At 52.5% G+C, this 19,101-nt stretch carries 16 protein-coding genes; 8 read left to right on the top strand and 8 right to left on the bottom strand.

Features of this window, described 5'->3' with window-relative positions; genetic code table 11:
* Positions 1-182: 182 nt before the first annotated feature.
* Together IGR76_03880 and IGR76_03875 are read left to right on the top strand one after the other, a co-directional pair.
* Positions 183-776 (top strand): hypothetical protein, encoded by a 594-nt coding sequence (locus IGR76_03880; GenBank protein ID MBF2077663.1) that lies wholly within the window; start codon positions 183-185, stop codon positions 774-776.
* A gap of 113 nt (positions 777-889) precedes the next feature.
* Complete coding sequence (locus tag IGR76_03875) at positions 890-1,618, top strand: PHP domain-containing protein (protein ID MBF2077662.1); 729 nt, start codon at positions 890-892, stop codon at positions 1,616-1,618.
* Positions 1,619-1,851: 233 nt separating this feature from the next.
* Here the strand turns inward: IGR76_03875 and IGR76_03870 are convergent, their stop codons facing one another.
* Together IGR76_03870 and IGR76_03865 are read right to left on the bottom strand one after the other, a co-directional pair.
* A complete protein-coding gene (locus tag IGR76_03870) occupies positions 1,852-2,547 on the bottom strand; it encodes a response regulator transcription factor (GenBank protein MBF2077661.1) in 696 nt (231 codons plus the stop codon).
* An 84-nt stretch (positions 2,548-2,631) separates the two neighbouring features.
* A complete protein-coding gene (locus IGR76_03865; protein MBF2077660.1) occupies positions 2,632-4,752 on the bottom strand; it encodes a M48 family metalloprotease in 2,121 nt (706 codons plus the stop codon).
* Between the two features lie 231 nt (positions 4,753-4,983).
* Here IGR76_03865 and IGR76_03860 point away from each other — a divergent pair, with 231 nt between their 5' ends.
* A complete protein-coding gene (locus tag IGR76_03860; protein ID MBF2077659.1) occupies positions 4,984-5,520 on the top strand; it encodes an NINE protein in 537 nt (178 codons plus the stop codon).
* A 17-nt stretch (positions 5,521-5,537) separates the two neighbouring features.
* Here the strand turns inward: IGR76_03860 and IGR76_03855 are convergent, their stop codons facing one another.
* The 3 genes from IGR76_03855 to IGR76_03845 all read right to left on the bottom strand — a co-directional run bounded on the left by IGR76_03855 (position 5,538) and on the right by IGR76_03845 (position 7,112).
* The gene (locus tag IGR76_03855) at positions 5,538-5,945 is read right to left on the bottom strand and encodes a hypothetical protein (protein ID MBF2077658.1); all 408 of its coding nucleotides are present in this window, start codon (positions 5,943-5,945) and stop codon (positions 5,538-5,540) included.
* Positions 5,946-6,020: 75 nt separating this feature from the next.
* A complete protein-coding gene (locus tag IGR76_03850) occupies positions 6,021-6,611 on the bottom strand; it encodes a chromophore lyase CpcT/CpeT (GenBank protein MBF2077657.1) in 591 nt (196 codons plus the stop codon).
* Between the two features lie 84 nt (positions 6,612-6,695).
* Positions 6,696-7,112, bottom strand: a complete 417-nt coding sequence (locus tag IGR76_03845) for a hypothetical protein (protein MBF2077656.1) — start codon at positions 7,110-7,112, stop codon at positions 6,696-6,698.
* 253 nt (positions 7,113-7,365) lie between these two features.
* Here IGR76_03845 and folD point away from each other — a divergent pair, with 253 nt between their 5' ends.
* The 5 genes from folD to IGR76_03820 all read left to right on the top strand — a co-directional run bounded on the left by folD (position 7,366) and on the right by IGR76_03820 (position 11,265).
* Entirely contained in the window at positions 7,366-8,247 is an 882-nt protein-coding gene (gene folD, locus IGR76_03840) for a bifunctional methylenetetrahydrofolate dehydrogenase/methenyltetrahydrofolate cyclohydrolase FolD (GenBank protein ID MBF2077655.1), read from the top strand.
* A gap of 9 nt (positions 8,248-8,256) precedes the next feature.
* Positions 8,257-9,174, top strand: coding sequence for a polyprenyl synthetase family protein (locus IGR76_03835; protein MBF2077654.1), 918 nt, complete (start codon positions 8,257-8,259; stop codon positions 9,172-9,174).
* Between the two features lie 43 nt (positions 9,175-9,217).
* Entirely contained in the window at positions 9,218-9,673 is a 456-nt protein-coding gene (locus tag IGR76_03830; protein MBF2077653.1) for a divergent PAP2 family protein, read from the top strand.
* Positions 9,674-9,743: 70 nt separating this feature from the next.
* The gene (locus tag IGR76_03825) at positions 9,744-10,532 is read left to right on the top strand and encodes a hypothetical protein (GenBank protein MBF2077652.1); all 789 of its coding nucleotides are present in this window, start codon (positions 9,744-9,746) and stop codon (positions 10,530-10,532) included.
* Between the two features lie 34 nt (positions 10,533-10,566).
* Positions 10,567-11,265, top strand: a complete 699-nt coding sequence (locus IGR76_03820) for a hypothetical protein (GenBank protein ID MBF2077651.1) — start codon at positions 10,567-10,569, stop codon at positions 11,263-11,265.
* On the opposite strand, the gene IGR76_03815 is transcribed toward IGR76_03820, so the two are convergent.
* The 3 genes from IGR76_03815 to IGR76_03805 all read right to left on the bottom strand — a co-directional run bounded on the left by IGR76_03815 (position 11,222) and on the right by IGR76_03805 (position 18,662).
* The gene (locus IGR76_03815; GenBank protein ID MBF2077650.1) at positions 11,222-12,574 is read right to left on the bottom strand and encodes a response regulator; all 1,353 of its coding nucleotides are present in this window, start codon (positions 12,572-12,574) and stop codon (positions 11,222-11,224) included. The two genes, IGR76_03820 and IGR76_03815, sit on opposite strands and share 44 nt — an antisense overlap.
* 246 nt (positions 12,575-12,820) lie before the next feature.
* Positions 12,821-16,828 (bottom strand): GAF domain-containing protein, encoded by a 4,008-nt coding sequence (locus IGR76_03810; protein ID MBF2077649.1) that lies wholly within the window; start codon positions 16,826-16,828, stop codon positions 12,821-12,823.
* A 544-nt stretch (positions 16,829-17,372) separates the two neighbouring features.
* Entirely contained in the window at positions 17,373-18,662 is a 1,290-nt protein-coding gene (locus tag IGR76_03805; GenBank protein MBF2077648.1) for a glycosyltransferase, read from the bottom strand.
* Between the last annotated feature and the right edge of the window lie 439 nt (positions 18,663-19,101).

Here is a 19,101-nt window from a genome sequence, read left to right as displayed (position 1 = left end):
TTTCATCCCGACACTCGCCTTCGGCAGAGTGCGGGGCTTTCACGGAGAAGCTAAAGCGCCGACTACGAGCCCAGGGTAACCCTAAAATTATATTTTGACAAAGCACTTGTCCCTGGCTTGCATCTCCCCGAGATCCTGACGCATCCTGAAACCACCACCCTTTACACCAGAAGCCCCCTCCTATGCCAATGCACCATAAACCCAACGCTTTATTCTTCCTCGTTCTAGGTAGCCTCCTGGCTACCCTACCCTGGGGACTGACATCCTTGGCACTGGCTCAGGTGACTCCACCCTCCATGGTACTGATTAATGTGGCGCGATATTACAAAGGTTTGCCCCACCAGGATCGAGCCCTCTGGCTCCTCCAACAGCAAATCGAGGCGATGGATCCGGAACTGTTGCAAGCAGACTCGATCATGGCCAATGTGTGGCGCAACTCGGATACGCTGGTGGGCCATGTCAATATTCTGGATCAAATTCCCGCGGCCAAGCGCACTGGATCCGACCCCCTCGCCTTAGCCATTGACAACGCCAACCTCAACCCTGGCGCTCCGGTGGATATTGAAATGCTCACCGGGGAAAACGTGGAATCGCCGGAGCAGGTGATGGTGACGGTGACCGCTGGGGGAATTCTGGATGATTCCGTCGCCGGAATGCGCTATCGGTTGGATATTCAGAAGCACAATGACCAGTGGACGATCGGGAAAGCAGGTCTGCAGTTTCGCTGTCAGCCTGGGCGCGGTCACCAAACTTGGTCTGATGAATCCTGCATCTGAGCCAGAGCCGAGTTCGCAGCGCTCCATGTTCGATCCACCCCTGTCGATCGCACGTTAAGTTAGGTATAGTAGGAGCGATCCTAGCCTGACCCTATCTCCATCTCCACTCAACCATGACTACTTCCTTCGTGCAGGCCTCTGAATCATTTATTCCCGCTACGCAAGATACTCACGCGCTGCGTCGGGTCTTTGCATCTGTATCCGCCATCAGTTGCCCCAGACAGTACAACTTCCACATGCATACGACCTGTTCGGACGGTCGCTTGAATCCAGAGCAGTTGATGGAGCAAGCCGTGGATATTGGCCTACGCGGATTGGCCATTACCGATCACCATTCCACCAAAGGATTTCATCGGGCGCAGCGGTGGCTGGAAACCCACGGTGAAGCCTATGCCCAGGAACGCCGACCCTCTGAAGACCGATCGCTACCGCACCTGTGGACGGGTGTAGAAATCTCAGCAGGACTCATGGACGATGAGGTGCATATCCTGTGCTACGGGTTTAATCCCCACGCGATCGAACTGAAGCCCTACTTGCAAAGCACAACGCCGACAGGTCAGTACTACAGTGCGGCCAGTGTGATTGAGGCCGCCCATGCCGCAGGGGCAGTGACGGTGCTGGCTCATCCGGCTCGCTATCGGCGATCGCCCGACGAGTTGATCGCCCGAGCGGTAGAGTTAGGCATTGATGGTGTTGAAACCTACTATGCCTACAACAATCCCGATCCCTGGACGCCTAGCCCTAAGCAGACGGTAGACGTTAAAAATTTGAGCGATCGCTACGGATTGCTCAACACCTGCGGCACCGATACCCACGGTCTGAGTTTGCTCAAACGCGTTTAGTAAAGCGGAAGAGCGATCGGCTTTATTCCAGAGATCTGCAACTTCTGGATTGCACCACGACAGTTGCGTTGCCCCCCATCCGAGAAGTCGCAGATCTGGCTGTAAGGTGTCACTTAACCCCACCGCCTGACGGCACCTCCCCTTGCTCTAGACGCGAAGCGGCTTCCCGCAGGGTAGGGGAGGTTGGGAGGGGTTCTGGAAATAGTGCTACCTCAACTCCGAGCCATGACGGCTTATCGAGTCAGGCCATGTTCTAGCGCATAGCGCACCAGTTCCGTGCGGCTGTTCGTTCCGGTTTTGCTGAACAGCCGACTGACATATTTCTCAACATTGCGGACGCTAGTATTCAAGCGACTGGCAATTTCTTTATTCATGAGTCCTTCAGCAACTAGTTCCAAGACACTTTGCTCACGAGGCGTAAAGTCAATCTTAATCGGGCTGGGGGTTTGGGTAATTGCGCCTCGCTGGGTCAGTAAAGCCCGGATCTCAGCAATTTGGCGCGCCATGTCGGCAATATCTGGTGTTTCTCCGTCGCCTGTAGCCGATTTTGTGACCGCTGCCCGTCGTTCCAGGAGATTATTCACGACGACGACTAGCTCATCCGGGTCAAAGGGCTTCGAAATATAGGCATCACACCCCGCCTTGTAGCCCTGAATGCGATCGCTCGTCATGCCCCGTGCCGTGAGGAACACCACCGGAAGCGCTTCAAAACGGGAATCTTCGCGCATCTGCTTCAAGAACTGGTAGCCATCCACTTGGGGCATCATGATGTCGGAGATCACGAGATCAGGCAAGGTTTGCTGCAGCAGTTCCCAGCCCTCCTTGGCGTTGCTGGCGGTGTGGACGGTATAGCCGCTGTCTTCCAAATAGGCTTGCACGGCCTCCCGCAAACCGGGTTCATCATCTACGAGCAAAAGCTGTCCTGCCATTGGGCGTTCTTTCCGTGAATGTCATCCATAGTTCCATACTACTGGAAGAGCTTCAAAGCGCACCGATAGGAGACAGCTTAGGTGTTACTCGACTGACAACTGGTAGCGATCGCCCTGGGTTTGATTGGGGTTGCTCAACTCTTCGGTTGTTTCCTCCGTCTCCCGGGTCTCATCGCTATCCGCCTCTTCTTCCTTCTCCGCCTCCAGTAATTCCTCTAGCCGAGCTTGAATCTGCTGGTGGCGCTCAAACCCTTCGTAGGCATAGCGGTTGTAGCCATTGTCTTGCACCTGAGCGGCAATGTTTTGAACTCGCTCGATGGTGGCCGGGTGGGACGACAACCACGACCAGCCACCGCGCCCATTTTCCTCATCTAGTTTCACCATCAGGTAGTACAGTCCATCGGCGGCATATCCCGCAGAGGCCAGGATGCGGGTGCCTAAGTCGTCCGCCTGCCGTTCCATGTCGCGGCTGTAGTCCAAAATCGTGAGCGCATTCAGCAAATCCCCATTGGGTACATTCAGCAACAGGCTAGAGGTCATGTTCCCTGTGGTCACCATTTGAAACCCGTGGGACAGCACCGCATGGGAGAGTTCGTGCGCCAACAATCCGGCGAGCTGTGCCTCGGAATCCGTTTGCATGATCGCTCCGGAGTTAACAAAAATCTTGCCCCCCGGAAGGGCAAAGGCGTTGATCGAGTCATCGTTGATCACGTAGAACTCGTATTCAAACTCGTCCCGTCCGGCCAGGGCGGCTAACTTTTGACCAATGCCGTTGACGTAATCGGTCACCTCTGGATCGTCAATCATGTCCAAGCGGGCGATCGCCGAATTAGCTGCTGCCTCGCCCACACCGGATTCCCCACGCAGGAGCAAAAGCGCACTATCCAGTGCCGTTAACGGGCCGATTAGAGTTCCCGTCGCGGCGTAGGAGATGGCACCAGTAATCACATTGGCGATTGTATTGTTGGTAATTCGATTGCGGATTTGGCGACGGAAGCGATCCAGATCTTCATCCGCCCGTTCAATCATGGCCGCTGCTTCAGGATGATCGGGATTAAAGGTCGCAAACTGCCGCGCCGCTAGAGACGCCTGAAGCCAATTTTCGTCAGTTTCCAGGATGCGGATGCGAGCCGTAGCTAAATCGATGCGATCGGGATAAATCGATGTGGCACGTTCAAGCACTTCTGCCGCGTCTTCATACTGCTCCTGCTCCCGCAAAACCTGAGCGTAGAGGGTATGTCCGGGAATAAATTCAGGATATTGCTCCGTTAGCAGCTTCAGGGCCACGAGGGTGCGGGGAATGGATTGGGTTTCGCGCCCCTCCTGCGCTTCGCGCCAATAGACGCTTCCGGCAGGGGGCAACAGCACCGGATCGTCGTAGGGTTCTTGGGTACTCGTTGATGCTGGTGTGGAAGTATGAATGCCAACTTCCAGACTATTGGAGCCATCGTTGGCCTCTGGTTCGGTCGTTTCGTCCTCTTGGGTCGTGACACCTTCGCGAATCGCCAAAATTCCGTTGGGATCCAGAGGAGGCTTGGCCTGCCGATAAATGGCTTCGGCCTCGGTGATTTTGCCCTCTAGATACAGGCGATCGCCCTGAATGAGCAATTGAAGACGGGCAGCCTCGGCCTGTTCTTCGGCTTGTTCTTCAGGTGTTAGTTCATCCTCAGATGTGTTCTCAGATGCCTCAGGTGACTCTTCGGAGAGTGGATCGTCACCCGTAGATTGCTCAGATGTAGGTTGCTCGGATTCAGATCCGGAATCTTCCGATGAATCGGAGGCTGTTGATTCAGGCTCAGAACGGGTCGGTTGGGGCGTTTCTGCGCTGGGTTCAGTCTCGGTTGGAGTGTCATGCTCTGGCTCCGAATCCGGCGCATCAACATCTGTTGGCGTATCCGAGGATTGAGGGGCATCTGGGGCAGGTACAGATTCAGCCTGGGGTGCGTCGGCAGTCTGGGCAAGATCAACGGGCGGCGACACGTCAGGAAGGGGCGTTAAGGTGATGGCGTCCGCAACGATTCGGTCTTCAGCCTGTCCTGAAACGGGAGAGGCGATCGCCCCTTCCTCCGGTACGGTCACGCTCAATTCCGATTGGGGGAGATGAGATTCCGGGAACATTTCTGCCGTGGCGATCGCCGGAATAGTCAAGCCTCCAACGGACATGAGTCCACTGCACAACAGCAGCCGTTTCCAAGCGATGTTCATAGAAACCTCCTCACTCCAACTGCCTTGATCATGACGCAGACTTTGATTTTAGGTCTGTGAAATCGAGATCTACGTCGGCTTCCGTTCTGTAAATGTTCCGGCGATCGCCCGTGCAGTTTGCCCCTTGTGAACTTGACACTCCTACACATCCTGTGACGATCGCGAGAGCCAGTTTCTATAATTTTAGTGATTGTCCTTGGCGCACTTCATTACTTAACCTCCACAGCACCTATGGCTACTACCACCCGCCCATCCCAATCGAAGGCGATTACCCTCTATCAGCCCAACCGAGTGGATACCTCCTATCTGCTCTGGGTGGTTGCGTTTGTTTTACCCGTGGCGGGTCTCCACCGCTTCTATAACAAGAAGTATGCCTCTGGTCTGCTGTGGTTCTGTACCTGGGGCGTGTTTGGCATTGGGCAAGTGCTGGATTTATTTTTTATTCCCGGCATGGTAGAAGAGCATAATTTGAAGCAACAGCTTCGCCTGGGACTGTCACCCTATGGCCATCCCTTAGCCCAACACGCCACGGTACAGCAGGTGGTGGATGTACCCGCCCCTCCTACCGAAGAAGAGAAAATGCTGAAGCTTTTGAAAGCCGCTCAGCAGCGGGAAGGGACGATTTCGGTGACCCAGGCGGTACTGGATACCGAAATGAGCTTTGGGGATGTGGAGGAGACCCTGAAGCAGATGGTGAAAATGGGATATGTGCAGGTTGCTAACGATCTAGAAACCGGAATTGTGATTTATCACTTTACAGAGTTGTAATACCCATCCAACACGGCTTAAGCTGGATGGTCAAAAAAGTGAATGAGATCGGCGACTGTCACCGGATCGAAGTCGTAGAAGCGATCGCTCAGATCTTGATCAAACTGTTCACAAAAATCATCGCAAAGTTGCAAATCCCAATCAAACCAGCACACCTGTGACCAGAATAGATCCGCCTCTAAGCGATCCTCCGGTCGGACTCTGGAAAAATCGAGGCCGGAATACTGGGCTAGGGTTTCGTAGGCAAAGGCGGCGATCGCGTGAGTTGTTTCTGAAGCAGGATGAAAGCTTTTGCACCATTCATCCACTTCTAACGCAGGGCGATCGCGCAATTGCTGATTCACCCGCTGCCGCATTTGCAAGTCAGGGCTGAGGGCACTGTAGGAGTGAAGACTAACGGCAATGTTTTTAAACCTGCGCCACATGATTGGGATGGCTCGTCTCGAATCTGGGATTTGCCTTCAGTATTCCCACTTTATACAGGAACGTCCCAGGCAAGCCTAAACGGTAATTTCATCCGCAAAACTCTGCCAACGCACAAACTCAAACGGCCCCGCTACCGAACCCCAGACTTGCTCATCGGTTTGGGGATCGCGTCCCCGGTCAAGACTGGTAAACAGCACGTCGTTAATTTCAAATTCACTGTCTAGATAGGTCATTTGGCCTTTGCGCTCAACCATACACGCCTTTCCCGGCTGCACCATGCCCCGAAAGCTGCTGCCGGTCCAGTCTACGACCATGTTGCACCCCGGCATTTTTTCCAGGCGATCGCGCGTTAGTTGGCTGAGCCGAGCCAGATCCCGGGACGCACCGTAGAAATCCTTCTCGTCTTTGAGATTGTAGTTTTCAATCTCAAGGCGATCGCCCGTATTGACGAGATTGAGCACCCGAATGCGATAGGGCGAATTCAACATAAAGTCGTAGGCTTGCTCGACCAAAAAATTGACACCCGGGACAGCAGGATTGGGCAACGGGCGCATACACACGCGGATGTGGGCAAAAAACGGAGGGTTAGCAAAGGCCTGTTCTTGATTGCTAAAGTCGGCAGCCATCCAGCGTGCCAAGGTGGCGATATCCGTGGGATGCGTCATGAAAGTCGAGAACGTTCCATCGATAAAAAGACCATCATTATTTTAGAGTGCGATGGAAGCGATCGCCCGTTTCCGCGAGGCAGATTACTCTTCATACCGCCGATGTTCAAGCAGGTAGTAGTCTATCGTGGTGGTTCCATTGTGCTCGATCGTTTCCGCCTGAATTCGTCCCCGCACCCGGAGGCGATCGCCCGTTTCCGCCCCTGGTTCACGGGTCATCACCCAAAGGCTGTCGGTATCCTGACGCAGTTCGTACAGTTCAAAATCGATAAAGGGAGCGCGATCGCCCACCTCCCCCTCAACTAAGACCGTTGTTCCCGTTAAGCGCATTCCCTGATGCTGCTGAATCCGCTGGATCGGCGTCGGTTGGCGCACGATGGTTTGGAGCCGAATATCCAAGGCTAGGGGACGATAGGCCACTAGCAACCCGCCAACGACGGTTAGTCCTCCCAAGAGAACTCCCGTACGCGCCCAAAGGGATAGATTGGATAACCGTTTCATGACCGTCATGGATTCCACTGGCCATAACCTATCATTTCATTTCCGCGAAAAGTTCATGAGGCCGTTGCCGAAATCTGAGAGACTATGAAGAGTATGCGCGTGTGCACTGGCGATCGCCACGCTTTTGCACATAATCGCAGGTTTTGCTTCGAGTCGGCATTGTGCCTTGGCTTGAAACAATGACTTCCCTAGATCCTCTGGAAAACTTGGATACCAGACGGTCTCTACCTCTAGCCAGCGCAGTAACGTCTATCTGGGGTCGAACATGGCAGGTTTACTTGATGGCAAAGCGTTAGCCGAACGCATCCACTCCGAACTCGCACATCACATTCAGCAGATCGAACCGAACGTGGGGCGATCGCCCGGTCTGGCCGTTCTGATGGTGGGCGACAACCCCGCCAGTGCCGCCTACGTCCGCAATAAAGAGCGAGCCTGCGACAAAGTGGGCATTGCCTCCTTTGGTAAGCATTTCCCAACCCAAACGTCCCAAGACGAGCTTATGGGCGTTATTGATGAACTCAATCAAGACGAACGGGTAGACGGCATCCTGATTCAGCTTCCCTTGCCCGATCACCTTGATAGCGTCGCCCTCCTCAACCGCATCCACCCAGATAAAGATGCCGACGGTCTGCATCCCGTTAACTTAGGCCGTTTGGTACGCGGCGAGGCTGGACTGCGAAGCTGCACCCCCGCAGGCGTTATGCGCCTCATGGCAGACTATGACCTCCAAATTGCAGGCAAAAAAGTGGTCGTCCTGGGACGCAGCATCTTAGTGGGTAAACCCTTAGCCTTAATGATGCTGGCCGAAAACGCGACCGTCACGATCGCCCACTCGCGCACCCCCGATCTGAAAGCAGTCACCCAAGATGCTGATATTCTGATCGCAGCGGTGGGTCGCCCTGGATTAGTCACGGCTGATATGGTGAAACCGGGCAGTGTCGTCATCGACGTGGGCATTAATCGAATTTCCACCCCCGATGGTAAAGGACGGCTCGTTGGCGACGTAGAATTTGAAACAGTGGCAAAAACGGCAGCTTGGATCACTCCCGTTCCGGGTGGGGTTGGCCCCATGACTGTTGCCATGCTGCTACACAACACCGTATTGAGTTATCGCCAGAGTGTAAGAGGAGTGTAACAACGCAAGATGGTCATGACGGACGAAGCACGCTCAAAACCTAATTTTGATCTCGCCGCCTATCTCAGCGAACGCAAAGTGCTAGTCGAGGCCGCGCTGGATCAATCCATCACGGTGACCTATCCCGAAACCATTTACGAAGCCATGCGCTACTCGCTGATGGCGGGCGGAAAGCGGTTGCGTCCCATTCTGTGTCTCGCCACCTGTGAGCTAACGGGCGGAACGCTGGAGTCTGCTATGCCCACGGCCTGTGCGATGGAAATGGTGCATACGATGTCGCTCATCCACGACGATCTTCCGGCGATGGATAATGATGACTATCGGCGCGGTCGGCTGACTAACCATAAGGTATATGGCGAAGATATTGCCATCCTGGCCGGAGATGGTCTACTCACCTACGCATTCGAGTTCATCGCCCGCCAAACCAAGGACGTTCCGGCAGAGCGGGTGCTGAGTGTGATTGCGTGGCTCGGTCGAGCCGTCGGCGCAGAAGGGTTAGTCGGTGGTCAGGTGCTAGATCTGCAATCGGAAGGAAAGCCTGATGTTACGGTCGATACGCTGACCTACATTCACCGTCACAAAACTGGAGCCTTGCTCGAAGCCTCGGTGGTGTGTGGGGCTATCCTCGCCGGAGCTGATGAGGCCACCCTCAACCGATTGTCGGAGTACGCTCAAAATATCGGTCTGGCCTTCCAAATTATTGACGACATCCTAGACATTACGGCAACACCCGAAGAGTTGGGGAAAACCGCAGGTAAAGACCTCGTAGCGCAAAAGGCCACCTATCCCAGTCTCTGGGGCTTAGAGGAGTCCAGGCGGCAGGCGGATCAGTTGATTGCGTCGGCTAAGGCTCAGCTTGATCCCTTTGGCGATCGCGCCCAGCCGTTAAGAGCGCTTACAGACTACATCGTGGCACGCACAAACTAATGTGCCGAACGTCTACCCATCGAGACCCATTCCCCCAAGCAACATGCAGGATTTTCTCACAATCATTAATAACCATGTTCTGATTGTCGCTGTGCTGGCGTGTTTCACAGCCCAATTCTTAAAACCGTTTATTGAACTTGCCTTGCAAGGAAAATTTAGGATCCACTCCATGATTGAGGCCGGCGGCATGCCCAGTTCTCACTCGGCCATGGTGACGGCTCTGGCGGGTGGCGTAGGGCAAACGACAGGATGGGCCAGTACCGAATTTGCGATCGCCTGTGTATTTGCCATTATCGTCATGTACGATGCAATGGGTATTCGCCAAGCCGCCGGACTCCACGCTCGACGGTTAAATCAGCTTGTAGACGAACTCTTGAGCGATCGCTCCGAATTTAGCGAAGAGCGTCTCAAGGAACTCCTCGGCCACACCCCGCTGCAAGTCTTGATTGGCTCGATGGTGGGCGCGGCGGTCTCTTGGTTGGCTGCACCTGCGTACTGAAATCGCTCGATTAACGTTACCATAGGGGCATCAACACAGGATTTAGGATGGGGTTCCCTGTATATTACCGATGTCTCGCCACGATCATTTCCGTCAGTGGTTAGTTAGCCAATCCCCGCATTCAGGTACACCTGCGCCCCCCTCGGCACGGGCGAAGTATTTCCTGCCCGAATATCGCCTCCCCGATCCGGCTCCGTCCCCTCCGCAATCCTTGCTGTCACCCTATCAGGCGGTTTGGACTGCTCCGCAAGGCATGACACCCCCCATTTTTGTCGCGCAGTCCTTACCCACAACGCCATCGGTAACGCCTCCCCCCCTTCCAAACACAGGCGTCAATTTGCCACTTGTGCCAAGGCCACGGGCGATCGCACCAGAACCTAGATCTCAAGCCTTTTCTCAAGCGTTTTACACGGCATCCCTTCCGGATCCACATCCCCGTCCACTCCGGCGCTCCGTCCAACCCAGTCCCCCCCCTCAGCCCGTTCCTGTGAAGCGACCATCAAGCCGCGTTGTCAAGGGCTACTCCTACGGACTCGTGATCATAGTGTGGCTAGGCATGCTGGGAATCGGCGGATATGCTCTCAGTCGCCTCATGGATCCTCTGTTTACTGCAAGTTCAACCCGTCCGACGACTCAAGCCACTTCACCCAACGCCTCATCCGAGGTTGACATGGCCCAATCGCCAATGACGACTGCCCCCCCTGCGACCGCACCCGCTCCACCCAGCTTGTTTGACTACGCCGATGCCAGCCCCCGGCCATCGGCATCGCCAATTTGGGCATTAGTCGCGATCATTGCCGCTTCAGCGCTGGGTTCACGGGTGATTGCTCAGCGATCGTCTTCTCGGCGCGATCGCTAGAAGCTGGATAGGAGTTTGGAGGGAGCGAAGCTGAATGTTATCAACTCTAGCCGTTTTAGCGCTCGGTGTGGCAACATCCCCACTGGCAGAACCCGTCGCTGAAGTCCCCGTGTCCGATCAGGCCCAACGCCTAGATGAACTTGACCTAGACTCCCAGACGGTTGACGAAAGCCCCGTCCTACAGCGATGGTTGGACGAAGTACCCGATTTGGATACCGATATTCGCCACGATTCAACGATTCGCCCACGGCTACGCGTCGGGTATGCCTACTCCCTTGCAGAGCCAGATACGTCTACAGGGTGGATCGGAATTGAGGATTTGTTTGGGGGGGACAGTTCCCTGACGGTCAGCGGCGACTATCGCGTAGCCTTGAATGGTGATGATTCGCAGTCCTACGGTGCAGAATTGCGCTATTACTTGCGTCCTCTTGGCGATCGCGTCAATCTTGCCCCCGTTGCGGGCTATCGATCGGTTCACCAAGCGGATGAAGACGTGTCAGGCTTAACGTTGGGTATGAGACTCACCCTAGCCTTATCGCGGAATGGAGCCAGTGACATATCCGTCAGTCAGGTTTGGGTTGCACCCGGTAAGGGGGATGAGTTAGGCATCACAACCGTTAGCACCGGATATGCGATCGCCCCCGATCTTCGGATTGCAACAGAACTCCAGATTCAAAGCAGCAGTGATATCAGCCAGAAGCAGCTTGGGGTGGGGTTAGAGTGGATGTTTTAACAGCCTGAATAGGCAGCGTTATTCGGAATTCTGTTCCCATTTCAGGGGAAGATTGGACGGTCAATGTGCCGCGATGCACCTCTTCCACAATGCTGCGACTCGTCGCCAGACCTAAGCCAACACCCTGCCCTGCTTGCTTTGTGGAAAAGAAAGGTTCAAAAATCAAAAGCTGATTTTGAGCAGGAATCCCAATACCATTATCTTGAATACAAATAGAAACCCTATGGTCATCCAGTTGCTGCGTTGTGATCGTAATAACGGGTTGGAACCCATTGGACGGAAACTTTACGAGCTTTTCCTCAATCGCGTCGACGGCGTTGCAGAGCAGATTAAAAATTGCCTGATTTAGTTGAGCGGCATAGCATTGAATTGGAGGAATTTCGCCATAGGTTTTACGGATTTCAATGGCGAGCGCCCCTGCGTTTAGAGTTAAACGATTTTGCAGAAACACAAGCGTATTATTAATGCTTTCATGGACATCGATCAGCTTGATACCCTTTTCGTCCAAACGAATAAACTGTTGCAGCGCTAGAATCACATCTCGAATACGCTCTGCCCCCGTTCCCATGGAGCGAATAATGTTTTGCACGTCCGCAGATATAAACTCTAGATCAATCGTATCTAGATAATCTTGAATGTCAGGATCTGGATCGGGATAGTGCTGCTGATAAAGGTCTAATAATGTTGTCAACGTTTGAATATAGTCCTGGGCAGGTTTCACATTACAGGCAATAAAACTCAGGGGATTATTAACCTCATGGGCTACCCCAGCAACGACCTTTCTGAGTGTCGCCATTTTCTCCTGTTGTACGACGTGAGCTTGGGAGATCTTCAATGCCTCTAAGGCATCTTTAAGCTGCACATTTTGCGACTCTAGCTCTGCTTGGAGTCCCTGGATAGTGAGCTGGGTTTGAATCCGAGCAAGCACCTCTTCAAGATAGAAAGGCTTCGTGATGTAGTCTGCTGCACCAAGCTTGAAGGCTTTTACTTTATCAACCGTTTCATTTCCAGCACTGAGAAAAATAATCGGAATTGATTGAGTCGTCTGATCATCCTTCAAACGACTACAGATTTCATATCCACTGAAATCAGGCAGATTTACATCTAGCAAAATGAGATCCGGTCTGAGTGCTTGAATCGCTGTTAACGCCATCTGACCATTCACAGCCTTTCGAACTCGATATCCATGTTCAATTAAAAAACTGGAAAGAAAGCGAATATTATCTGGAACATCATCGACAATTAAAATATCTGCTGATAAAGTAGATTGATCGTTTTGACCTTCTTCAGAAAACACAGAGTTACCCATAAAGTTTTGTTGTATCACCGTCCAAGTTCAGAAGACAATATAGGAACCAAAGGGTTGCTTAGGACGGGGTGCAGGGGTGAAACTCCTGGGAGGGAACTTCGCCCCCATCCCCCGTATATCTTAATAGTCTCCTTCGTTGCCATAACTCAATTTAGTTTCTATTAAGTAGATGTTTGATCACAGCATAAAAACAAAGAGTTAGACTCTGATCTCTAAGTAATATCAGGATAATTAGACTCCCAAGTTCTAACCATGATTCTGAGAAACAATGGCGATGATCTTATCAAACAAGAAATTGTCAGCCAGATTTTTTAGCGATTTGGTCAGTGAATTATATTCTGGCGGAATCTTACTAAGCAAAGAGAGGATAGTCACATCATCTGCTTCACTAGCGGCTCGATGAACTTGCTCAATCCATTCGCTCGGCATGGCCTGTAGTAAGCTGATGTACTCGTCTGGTGTGTGAGCCAGGGGTTGGGCTTGGCTGCTTTGACTCGCCTCTTGGTACTGATAGTGCACGCCAAGATATTGGGCAATTTTTCCAAAAACCTCCTGAATATTAAACGGCTTCCCAATGACATCATCACACCCAGCGTTTTTCATGACGTCTTGTTGCTCGGTGAAGGCGCTCGCCGTGAGTGCCAGGATCGTTGTGTGGGCGATGTCGCGATCGCCCCTCTGTTGTTCTAAGGCTCGAATGCGTCGGGTTGTTTCCTGCCCATCCAACACAGGCATCCGCATATCCATGAAAATTAGGTGGGGGTGCCACTGTTGCCAACGGGCGATCGCCTCTTCTCCATTAACAGCGTCCTGAACTGTAAAGCCAACGCCAGATAGCAGTTTGGTTAATAAGAGCCGATTAGCAGGGTGATCTTCCGCCACCAGAATCCGATAGCTGGGCTGGTTTGGGGCAAGACCCACTACTTTAGCTTCAGGACGCGAAGACCGAGGGGGAAGGGTGGTCAGTGCAAACGCTGTTGCTGTGATTTGCACGGAGAAGGTGCTTCCTTGCCCTAGCTGGCTGTGAACCATAATGCTGCCGCCTAGCATTTGAGCATACCTTTGGCTGATGGCTAGCCCCAGTCCGGTTCCTTCGTTGTTGAGTCCGGTCTGGGTTTGCTTAAAGGGTTGAAAGAGCTGCTGGAGTTCTTGGGGGGTCATGCCTGGCCCGGTATCAGCAACTTCAAACTGGAGGGTAACAGGGTGATCCTCCAGGTTTGCAGCCAGCGTTGCAGAGGATCTGGCAATCGCGGTTGCACGCAATATCACGCTCCCTTGCTGGGTAAATTTGATGGCGTTGCCCAGCAGGTTAATCAAAATTTGGCGCAGTTTACCTTCATCGGTTTTGATGGTGGCTGGCAGATCGTCGGCAATCTCAAACCCTAGGGTGATCCCCTTGGAGGTTGCGCGGACATGCATCATATCGTGCAGTCCCTCTAAGAGATGGGGGAGGTTGAAGGTACTCTCATTAAACGTGAGCGCTCCAGCCTCAATTTTCGACATTTCCAGGATATCGTTGATGAGGGCTAGCAAATGTTCACCGCTACTGCTAATGGTGCGTAAGTAGCCTTGGTATTCATCCGTTAGGCTTTCGTCATGGTTGAGCAGTTGGGTGAACCCCAAAATTACGTTCAGCGGCGTACGCAGTTCGTGGCTCATATTGGCCAAAAACTCACTCTTTGCCTGGTTCGCCGTATCGGCCAGTTCCTTGGCGCGTTTCAGTGCCTCAGCTTGTTCTTGAACTTGGATAAAGAGTTCGACCTGCTGCACCGCAACCCCCAATTGATTGCCAACTTGGGACATCATCTTGATTTCGCCCGCTTGCCATCGTCGAGGCGTCGCATTTTGATAACTGGCAAGCAAGCCCCAAAGTTGGTCTTTACAGAAAATGGGGACAATCAGATAGGCTCTCGCTTGCAGGGATTCGAGCAGTTCTAGATAACAGGTGTCAAAGTCTTGTTCATAGATATCAGTCACACAGCAGTAACTACCGCCCTTGCGGTAAGGGCCACCGGCGTACTGTTGTAAATAGGTATCTTGGATGACCACTTCCGTACCATCCATTTGTTTCACGATACAAGCAGACTGACTCACCGCCATTTTAGTCACGCTTGGGTTAGTGTCCGAAACGGGCAACAGCATATTCCAGCGATCGCCCACCGATTCTGCCACGACCTGCCCACTCCAATCGGCATTAAAGCGGTAGATCAGGGTGCGATCGCACTCCATGACCTGACGTAATTCAGCGGTAGTTGTCCGGAAAATGGTTTCTAAGTTCAGGGTTTCTCGCATCCGTTGCAGGACACGAGCCACCGCCCGTTCGCGTTCGCTTGTTTTACATAAGGCATCTTCGGCCAACTTGCGAACGATACCGACGGCGATCGTGCTAGCGACGGACGCAATTTCCTTAATTGCTCGTTCAGATAACGGATGGCGGGCAAAGAGGGCAACCACTCCCAGCAGCTTATCTTGCAAGACGAGGGGATAGCCTGCAAATGCCACCATTCCCTCCCGTTCTGCCCAAGCGCGATCGCTGATGTGAGGATCCTGAAGCACCTGATTGGTGAGGTGGGGCTGTCGATTTTGAGCAATGCGCCCGATCTTACATTGGCCAACCGCAATCCGACCGTGGGCACCATCTAAATGGGTGTACAGTCCGGCACTGGCTTTGAGGACAAGCACCTGATCCACCTCATCCAGCAACCAAATGCGGGCAAAGGCGGCATCTAGATGCTCGCAAAGGGCGATCACACACTGATTCAGCATCTCCTGAAGCGAGTCCCCGCTCGCCAAGGCTTCCCCCACTTCAGCCCGGAGCGCCGCCAACTGCATTTGCTGTTGTTGCTCACGCTCGACTTGCTTCCGCTCGGTAATGTCGTAAATCATGCCCAGAAGACAGGGAGTGCCGTTCAGATCGATTTGCTCAAACGATGCCATTCCCTCGCGCACGTCGCCCGACCGGGTGCAAAACGGTACATCAAGCTGCACGGAATGCTGCTGTTGTTGCAAGGTTGTTAGGAGGCGATCGCGATCCGATAGATTCGCCCAAATCTTAAGTTCGGCAGCCGTTTTGTTAATCACCGCATCACGAGGATAGTCAAAAAAGCGGAGGAAGCTAGCGTTAACGTCTAGAAAACGGCCTTCATCTAGGGTTGAAATTGAGCAAGCAATGGGATTCGCGTGGAATGCCTTTGAAAACTGCTCTTGACTCTTTCGTAAGGCATGAACGGCAGCCGTACGCTCCTGAATTTCAAATTCTAAGGCTTGATTTGCCGTGACAAGCTCTGCTGTACGTTCCTCCACGCGCAATTCCAGTTCTTCGTAAGCGCGGCGTTTCTCCTCTTCAGCCCATTTACGCTGAAGTTCGACAGACGCCCGTGCGGCAAACACCTGAAGTAAGGCTTTCGTCCGGTCATCCAGTTCAAACGGTTTCACGTCTAGAATGCACAACTGACCAATGGGGGTGTGGGTTTCGTCGAGCAGAGGCACGCCTACATAGCTTTCGGCCTTTAGATCTTTCAAAATCGCTGCGTCGGGAAAGTGCTGCTGGAGGCATTGGGGATAAAAGGATAGCGATCGCCCCTCTAGCGCAGCCTGACAGGGAGTGCCGCCCAGATCGTACTCTATTTTATTTGGCGCCAGTTTTCCCTCGGCGTACAGCGCTAAGGTACGAAGCTTGCGATCGTCACCCTCTACCATTTCACACGCCATAACATAGGTGACATCTAACGCTGTGGCTAAATTCTCAACCAGGGCGGCAAAGAAGTCATTCCCGGTCACCGATGATGTCCCTGTAACGATCGTACTTAGAATCTCTTCGGTTCGCTGTCGCTCTGCGATCTGGGCTTCAAGTTCCCGGTTAATTGTTTCTAATTGCTCAGGGCTTTTGAGAGCCAGGAATTGCGGGAGCAGTTCCACCAGTCTTAGAGCCGTGTAGCACGAGACAAAAGCCGTCAAAGCTTTTTCGATCCCCGTTAGCCAGTAGGCCGGATGCCACAGAGTCCAAATATCTAGTAAATGCCCTAGGCTACAAAAAATGATGAATGCGCTGAACAGCAAAAAGATTCTGGAAAAGGGTAAGTCACTGCGCTTTCGCACAAAGTAAATCAGCATTGTGGGAATCGAAAAGTAGGCAATGGCAATCAATGCATCGCTGACCACATGCAGCCACACTAAGGGCGTTTGCCATAGGTAACAATGCCCGTGGGGAATATATTGGCTGGGCGACACAATCGTCCGAATCAAATCCAACATGGTTCTAGGTATCTACTGATAGGTCGGATACAGACAGATAGGTGGAGTACAGACAAATCAAGACGATGTTGGCAACTGGCTGAAAAAAAGCGATCGCTCATTTCGGGACGGAAGATAATGGGCGATCGCAAGAAGATGGCTGACTAGAAGAGATGACTAACTATGAGGATACTGATGTCCGGTGCTTAAACAGCGGGCGACACCTTATCCATCACTAGCCTTGAGGACTTCAGAAATTATCGTTCCAACAGATTTAGCGTGACATCATCATGCACGCGATCTCAACATGCCCATAATTTGTATAAATATGTACCTATGGGAAATGTGTCTGTGATACTAGTCACACCTCAAACTAAGCATTAGCGGATTAGAGCCTCCAAGCATCTCAGAAATTACACGTATAAAATCACCTAGCGTTACGTGGCGACGCAGATGTAGATAGCTCTGATTCCTTCTTGTACTCAGCCATTAAAATCTACTGGGTAACACGCGACACGTCGGCGATCGCTCCCTCGGTATCCCATCTGAGTTCCAATTCCCTCAGCTAAGCCGATAGCTGATGGATCGGCGCAGGCGTAACGGCAGACACCGATGATGGGTTTGACAATAAATCACCATAGAGTTGGCTAAGCTGGTTTGCAACCCCATCCCAGCTAAATTTCTCCACAACTCGATGGCGTGCCGTTTTCCCGAATCGATCGGCATTGCTGGGATGGTTCAAAATGTGGGCGATCGCCTGGGCAAATCCCTCCACATCCTTAGGCGGAACTAACAATCCCGTTTGATCAGGAACCACCGTAAACTGCAATCCGCCCACATCACTCGCAACGACTGGCGTGTAGCTCGCCATCGCCTCAATGGCAACCAAGCCAAAGGGTTCATAATGGCTAGGCACAACGCACACATCCGCCGCCGCATAGTACAATGCCAGATCGCTATCTGAAATGCGTCCGGTAAACGTTGTCAGAGGTTGGATACCGAGTTCTGTCACGATAGCTTCGATGCGATCGCGCTCTCGCCCATCGCTGTGTCCAGGACGACTGCCTCCCCCGATCAGCAAATGTAGATTTGGAATCTCACGCACGCATGATTCCCCAACGGCTCGCACCAGGGTTTCAATACCTTTGCGCGGATCAAAGCGACCCACATAGAAGACAATGCGCTCATCCTGGCCTAATCCGAGTTGGGTACGCGCATCCGCACGGGAGATATGCCCAAATCGCTCAATATCGGTTCCGCAGGGAATCACAACAATTTCACCCTGGGTTGATACCAACGAGCGTAAATGCTCCGCCTCTTGGGGACTGGTCGCCACCACACAAGACACTGTTTCCAGACAGCGGCGTTCTGTTGCTAACCGTACCTCGGCGATCGCCGGAATAGACTCAACGGCCTGATATTTCACTGCGCCCACAGAGTGATAGGTATGAACTTGGTGCATCGCCTGCCGCTGTCGCAATTCCATACCAACCCAGGACGATAGCCAGTAATTCGTATGCACAATCGGAAACCCTTGATTGATCCGTTCCTGGTAATTCAGGAATGCATCTACAAACTCCGGCAAGTATTCAAACAGTTCATCTCGTGGCACAAAGGTCTGGGGCCCAGCCGTTAAGCGCACCGTCCGACAGTGGGGGTGATGTTCAACCACTTCAGCCTGGTCAGCGGCGACTCGACGGGTAAACAGAGTCACGTCCCAACCCATCCGGGCTAGTGCTTCTCCCACATGGCGCACATAGACATTCTGACCACCCGCTTCCTCTTTGCCGATATCAATCGCAGGATCGCCATGAACGGAAATAAGCGCAATTGGGCGTTGATTCGGAAGAAACATTGGCTCTACCCCTCTATCTGGAAATGCTGTAAAAACTCGCCGCTTCCCTCCCAGGAATGCCAACAATAAATGAAAGTCCAGGAAACGAAATATTTCTCAATCTTTCGCCATCTATCTAAACACATTGCCGATAAAAATGCCACTACAGCAATTTTTATTTTTCAGTCTGTGTTCAAAGTTTCATGTTGATGAATAGTCATCGTGGCTCGAACACCAGTATGAACTCCGGCTTACTTGGATAGAGTAGAGAGACTTAATTAAAAATTACATAAAAATCTTCGCACTTTGCCATGCGATCGCCAGAAACGCATCTGAAATCATCTATGGGAATGCGGTCAAGCGATGCAGATTTATTAGCACTAGTACAAGCTTAAGAACCTGAAATTTAGCTTCTCCGTGAAAGCCCCGCACTCTGCCGAAGGCGAGTGTCGGGATGAAA

Source organism: Synechococcales cyanobacterium T60_A2020_003, from assembly GCA_015272205.1.
Lineage (GTDB): Bacteria > Cyanobacteriota > Cyanobacteriia > RECH01 > RECH01 > JACYMB01.
This window is presented reverse-complemented; position numbering and strand designations above follow the sequence as displayed.

Excerpts from the sequence above, each read along its gene's own strand:
- IGR76_03810 (MBF2077649.1), bottom strand. The coding sequence starts at position 16,828 with ATGTTGGATTTGATTCGGACGATTGTGTCGCCCAGCCAATATATTCCC.
- IGR76_03855 (MBF2077658.1), bottom strand. The coding sequence starts at position 5,945 with ATGTGGCGCAGGTTTAAAAACATTGCCGTTAGTCTTCACTCCTACAGT.
- IGR76_03820 (MBF2077651.1), top strand. The coding sequence starts at position 10,567 with ATGTTATCAACTCTAGCCGTTTTAGCGCTCGGTGTGGCAACATCCCCA.
- IGR76_03865 (MBF2077660.1), bottom strand. The coding sequence starts at position 4,752 with ATGAACATCGCTTGGAAACGGCTGCTGTTGTGCAGTGGACTCATGTCC.
- IGR76_03850 (MBF2077657.1), bottom strand. The coding sequence starts at position 6,611 with ATGACGCATCCCACGGATATCGCCACCTTGGCACGCTGGATGGCTGCC.
- IGR76_03845 (MBF2077656.1), bottom strand. The coding sequence starts at position 7,112 with ATGAAACGGTTATCCAATCTATCCCTTTGGGCGCGTACGGGAGTTCTC.
- IGR76_03870 (MBF2077661.1), bottom strand. The coding sequence starts at position 2,547 with ATGGCAGGACAGCTTTTGCTCGTAGATGATGAACCCGGTTTGCGGGAG.
- IGR76_03825 (MBF2077652.1), top strand. The coding sequence starts at position 9,744 with ATGTCTCGCCACGATCATTTCCGTCAGTGGTTAGTTAGCCAATCCCCG.
- IGR76_03880 (MBF2077663.1), top strand. The coding sequence starts at position 183 with ATGCCAATGCACCATAAACCCAACGCTTTATTCTTCCTCGTTCTAGGT.
- IGR76_03805 (MBF2077648.1), bottom strand. The coding sequence starts at position 18,662 with ATGTTTCTTCCGAATCAACGCCCAATTGCGCTTATTTCCGTTCATGGC.
- IGR76_03815 (MBF2077650.1), bottom strand. The coding sequence starts at position 12,574 with ATGGGTAACTCTGTGTTTTCTGAAGAAGGTCAAAACGATCAATCTACT.
- IGR76_03860 (MBF2077659.1), top strand. The coding sequence starts at position 4,984 with ATGGCTACTACCACCCGCCCATCCCAATCGAAGGCGATTACCCTCTAT.
- IGR76_03835 (MBF2077654.1), top strand. The coding sequence starts at position 8,257 with ATGGTCATGACGGACGAAGCACGCTCAAAACCTAATTTTGATCTCGCC.
- IGR76_03875 (MBF2077662.1), top strand. The coding sequence starts at position 890 with ATGACTACTTCCTTCGTGCAGGCCTCTGAATCATTTATTCCCGCTACG.
- IGR76_03830 (MBF2077653.1), top strand. The coding sequence starts at position 9,218 with ATGCAGGATTTTCTCACAATCATTAATAACCATGTTCTGATTGTCGCT.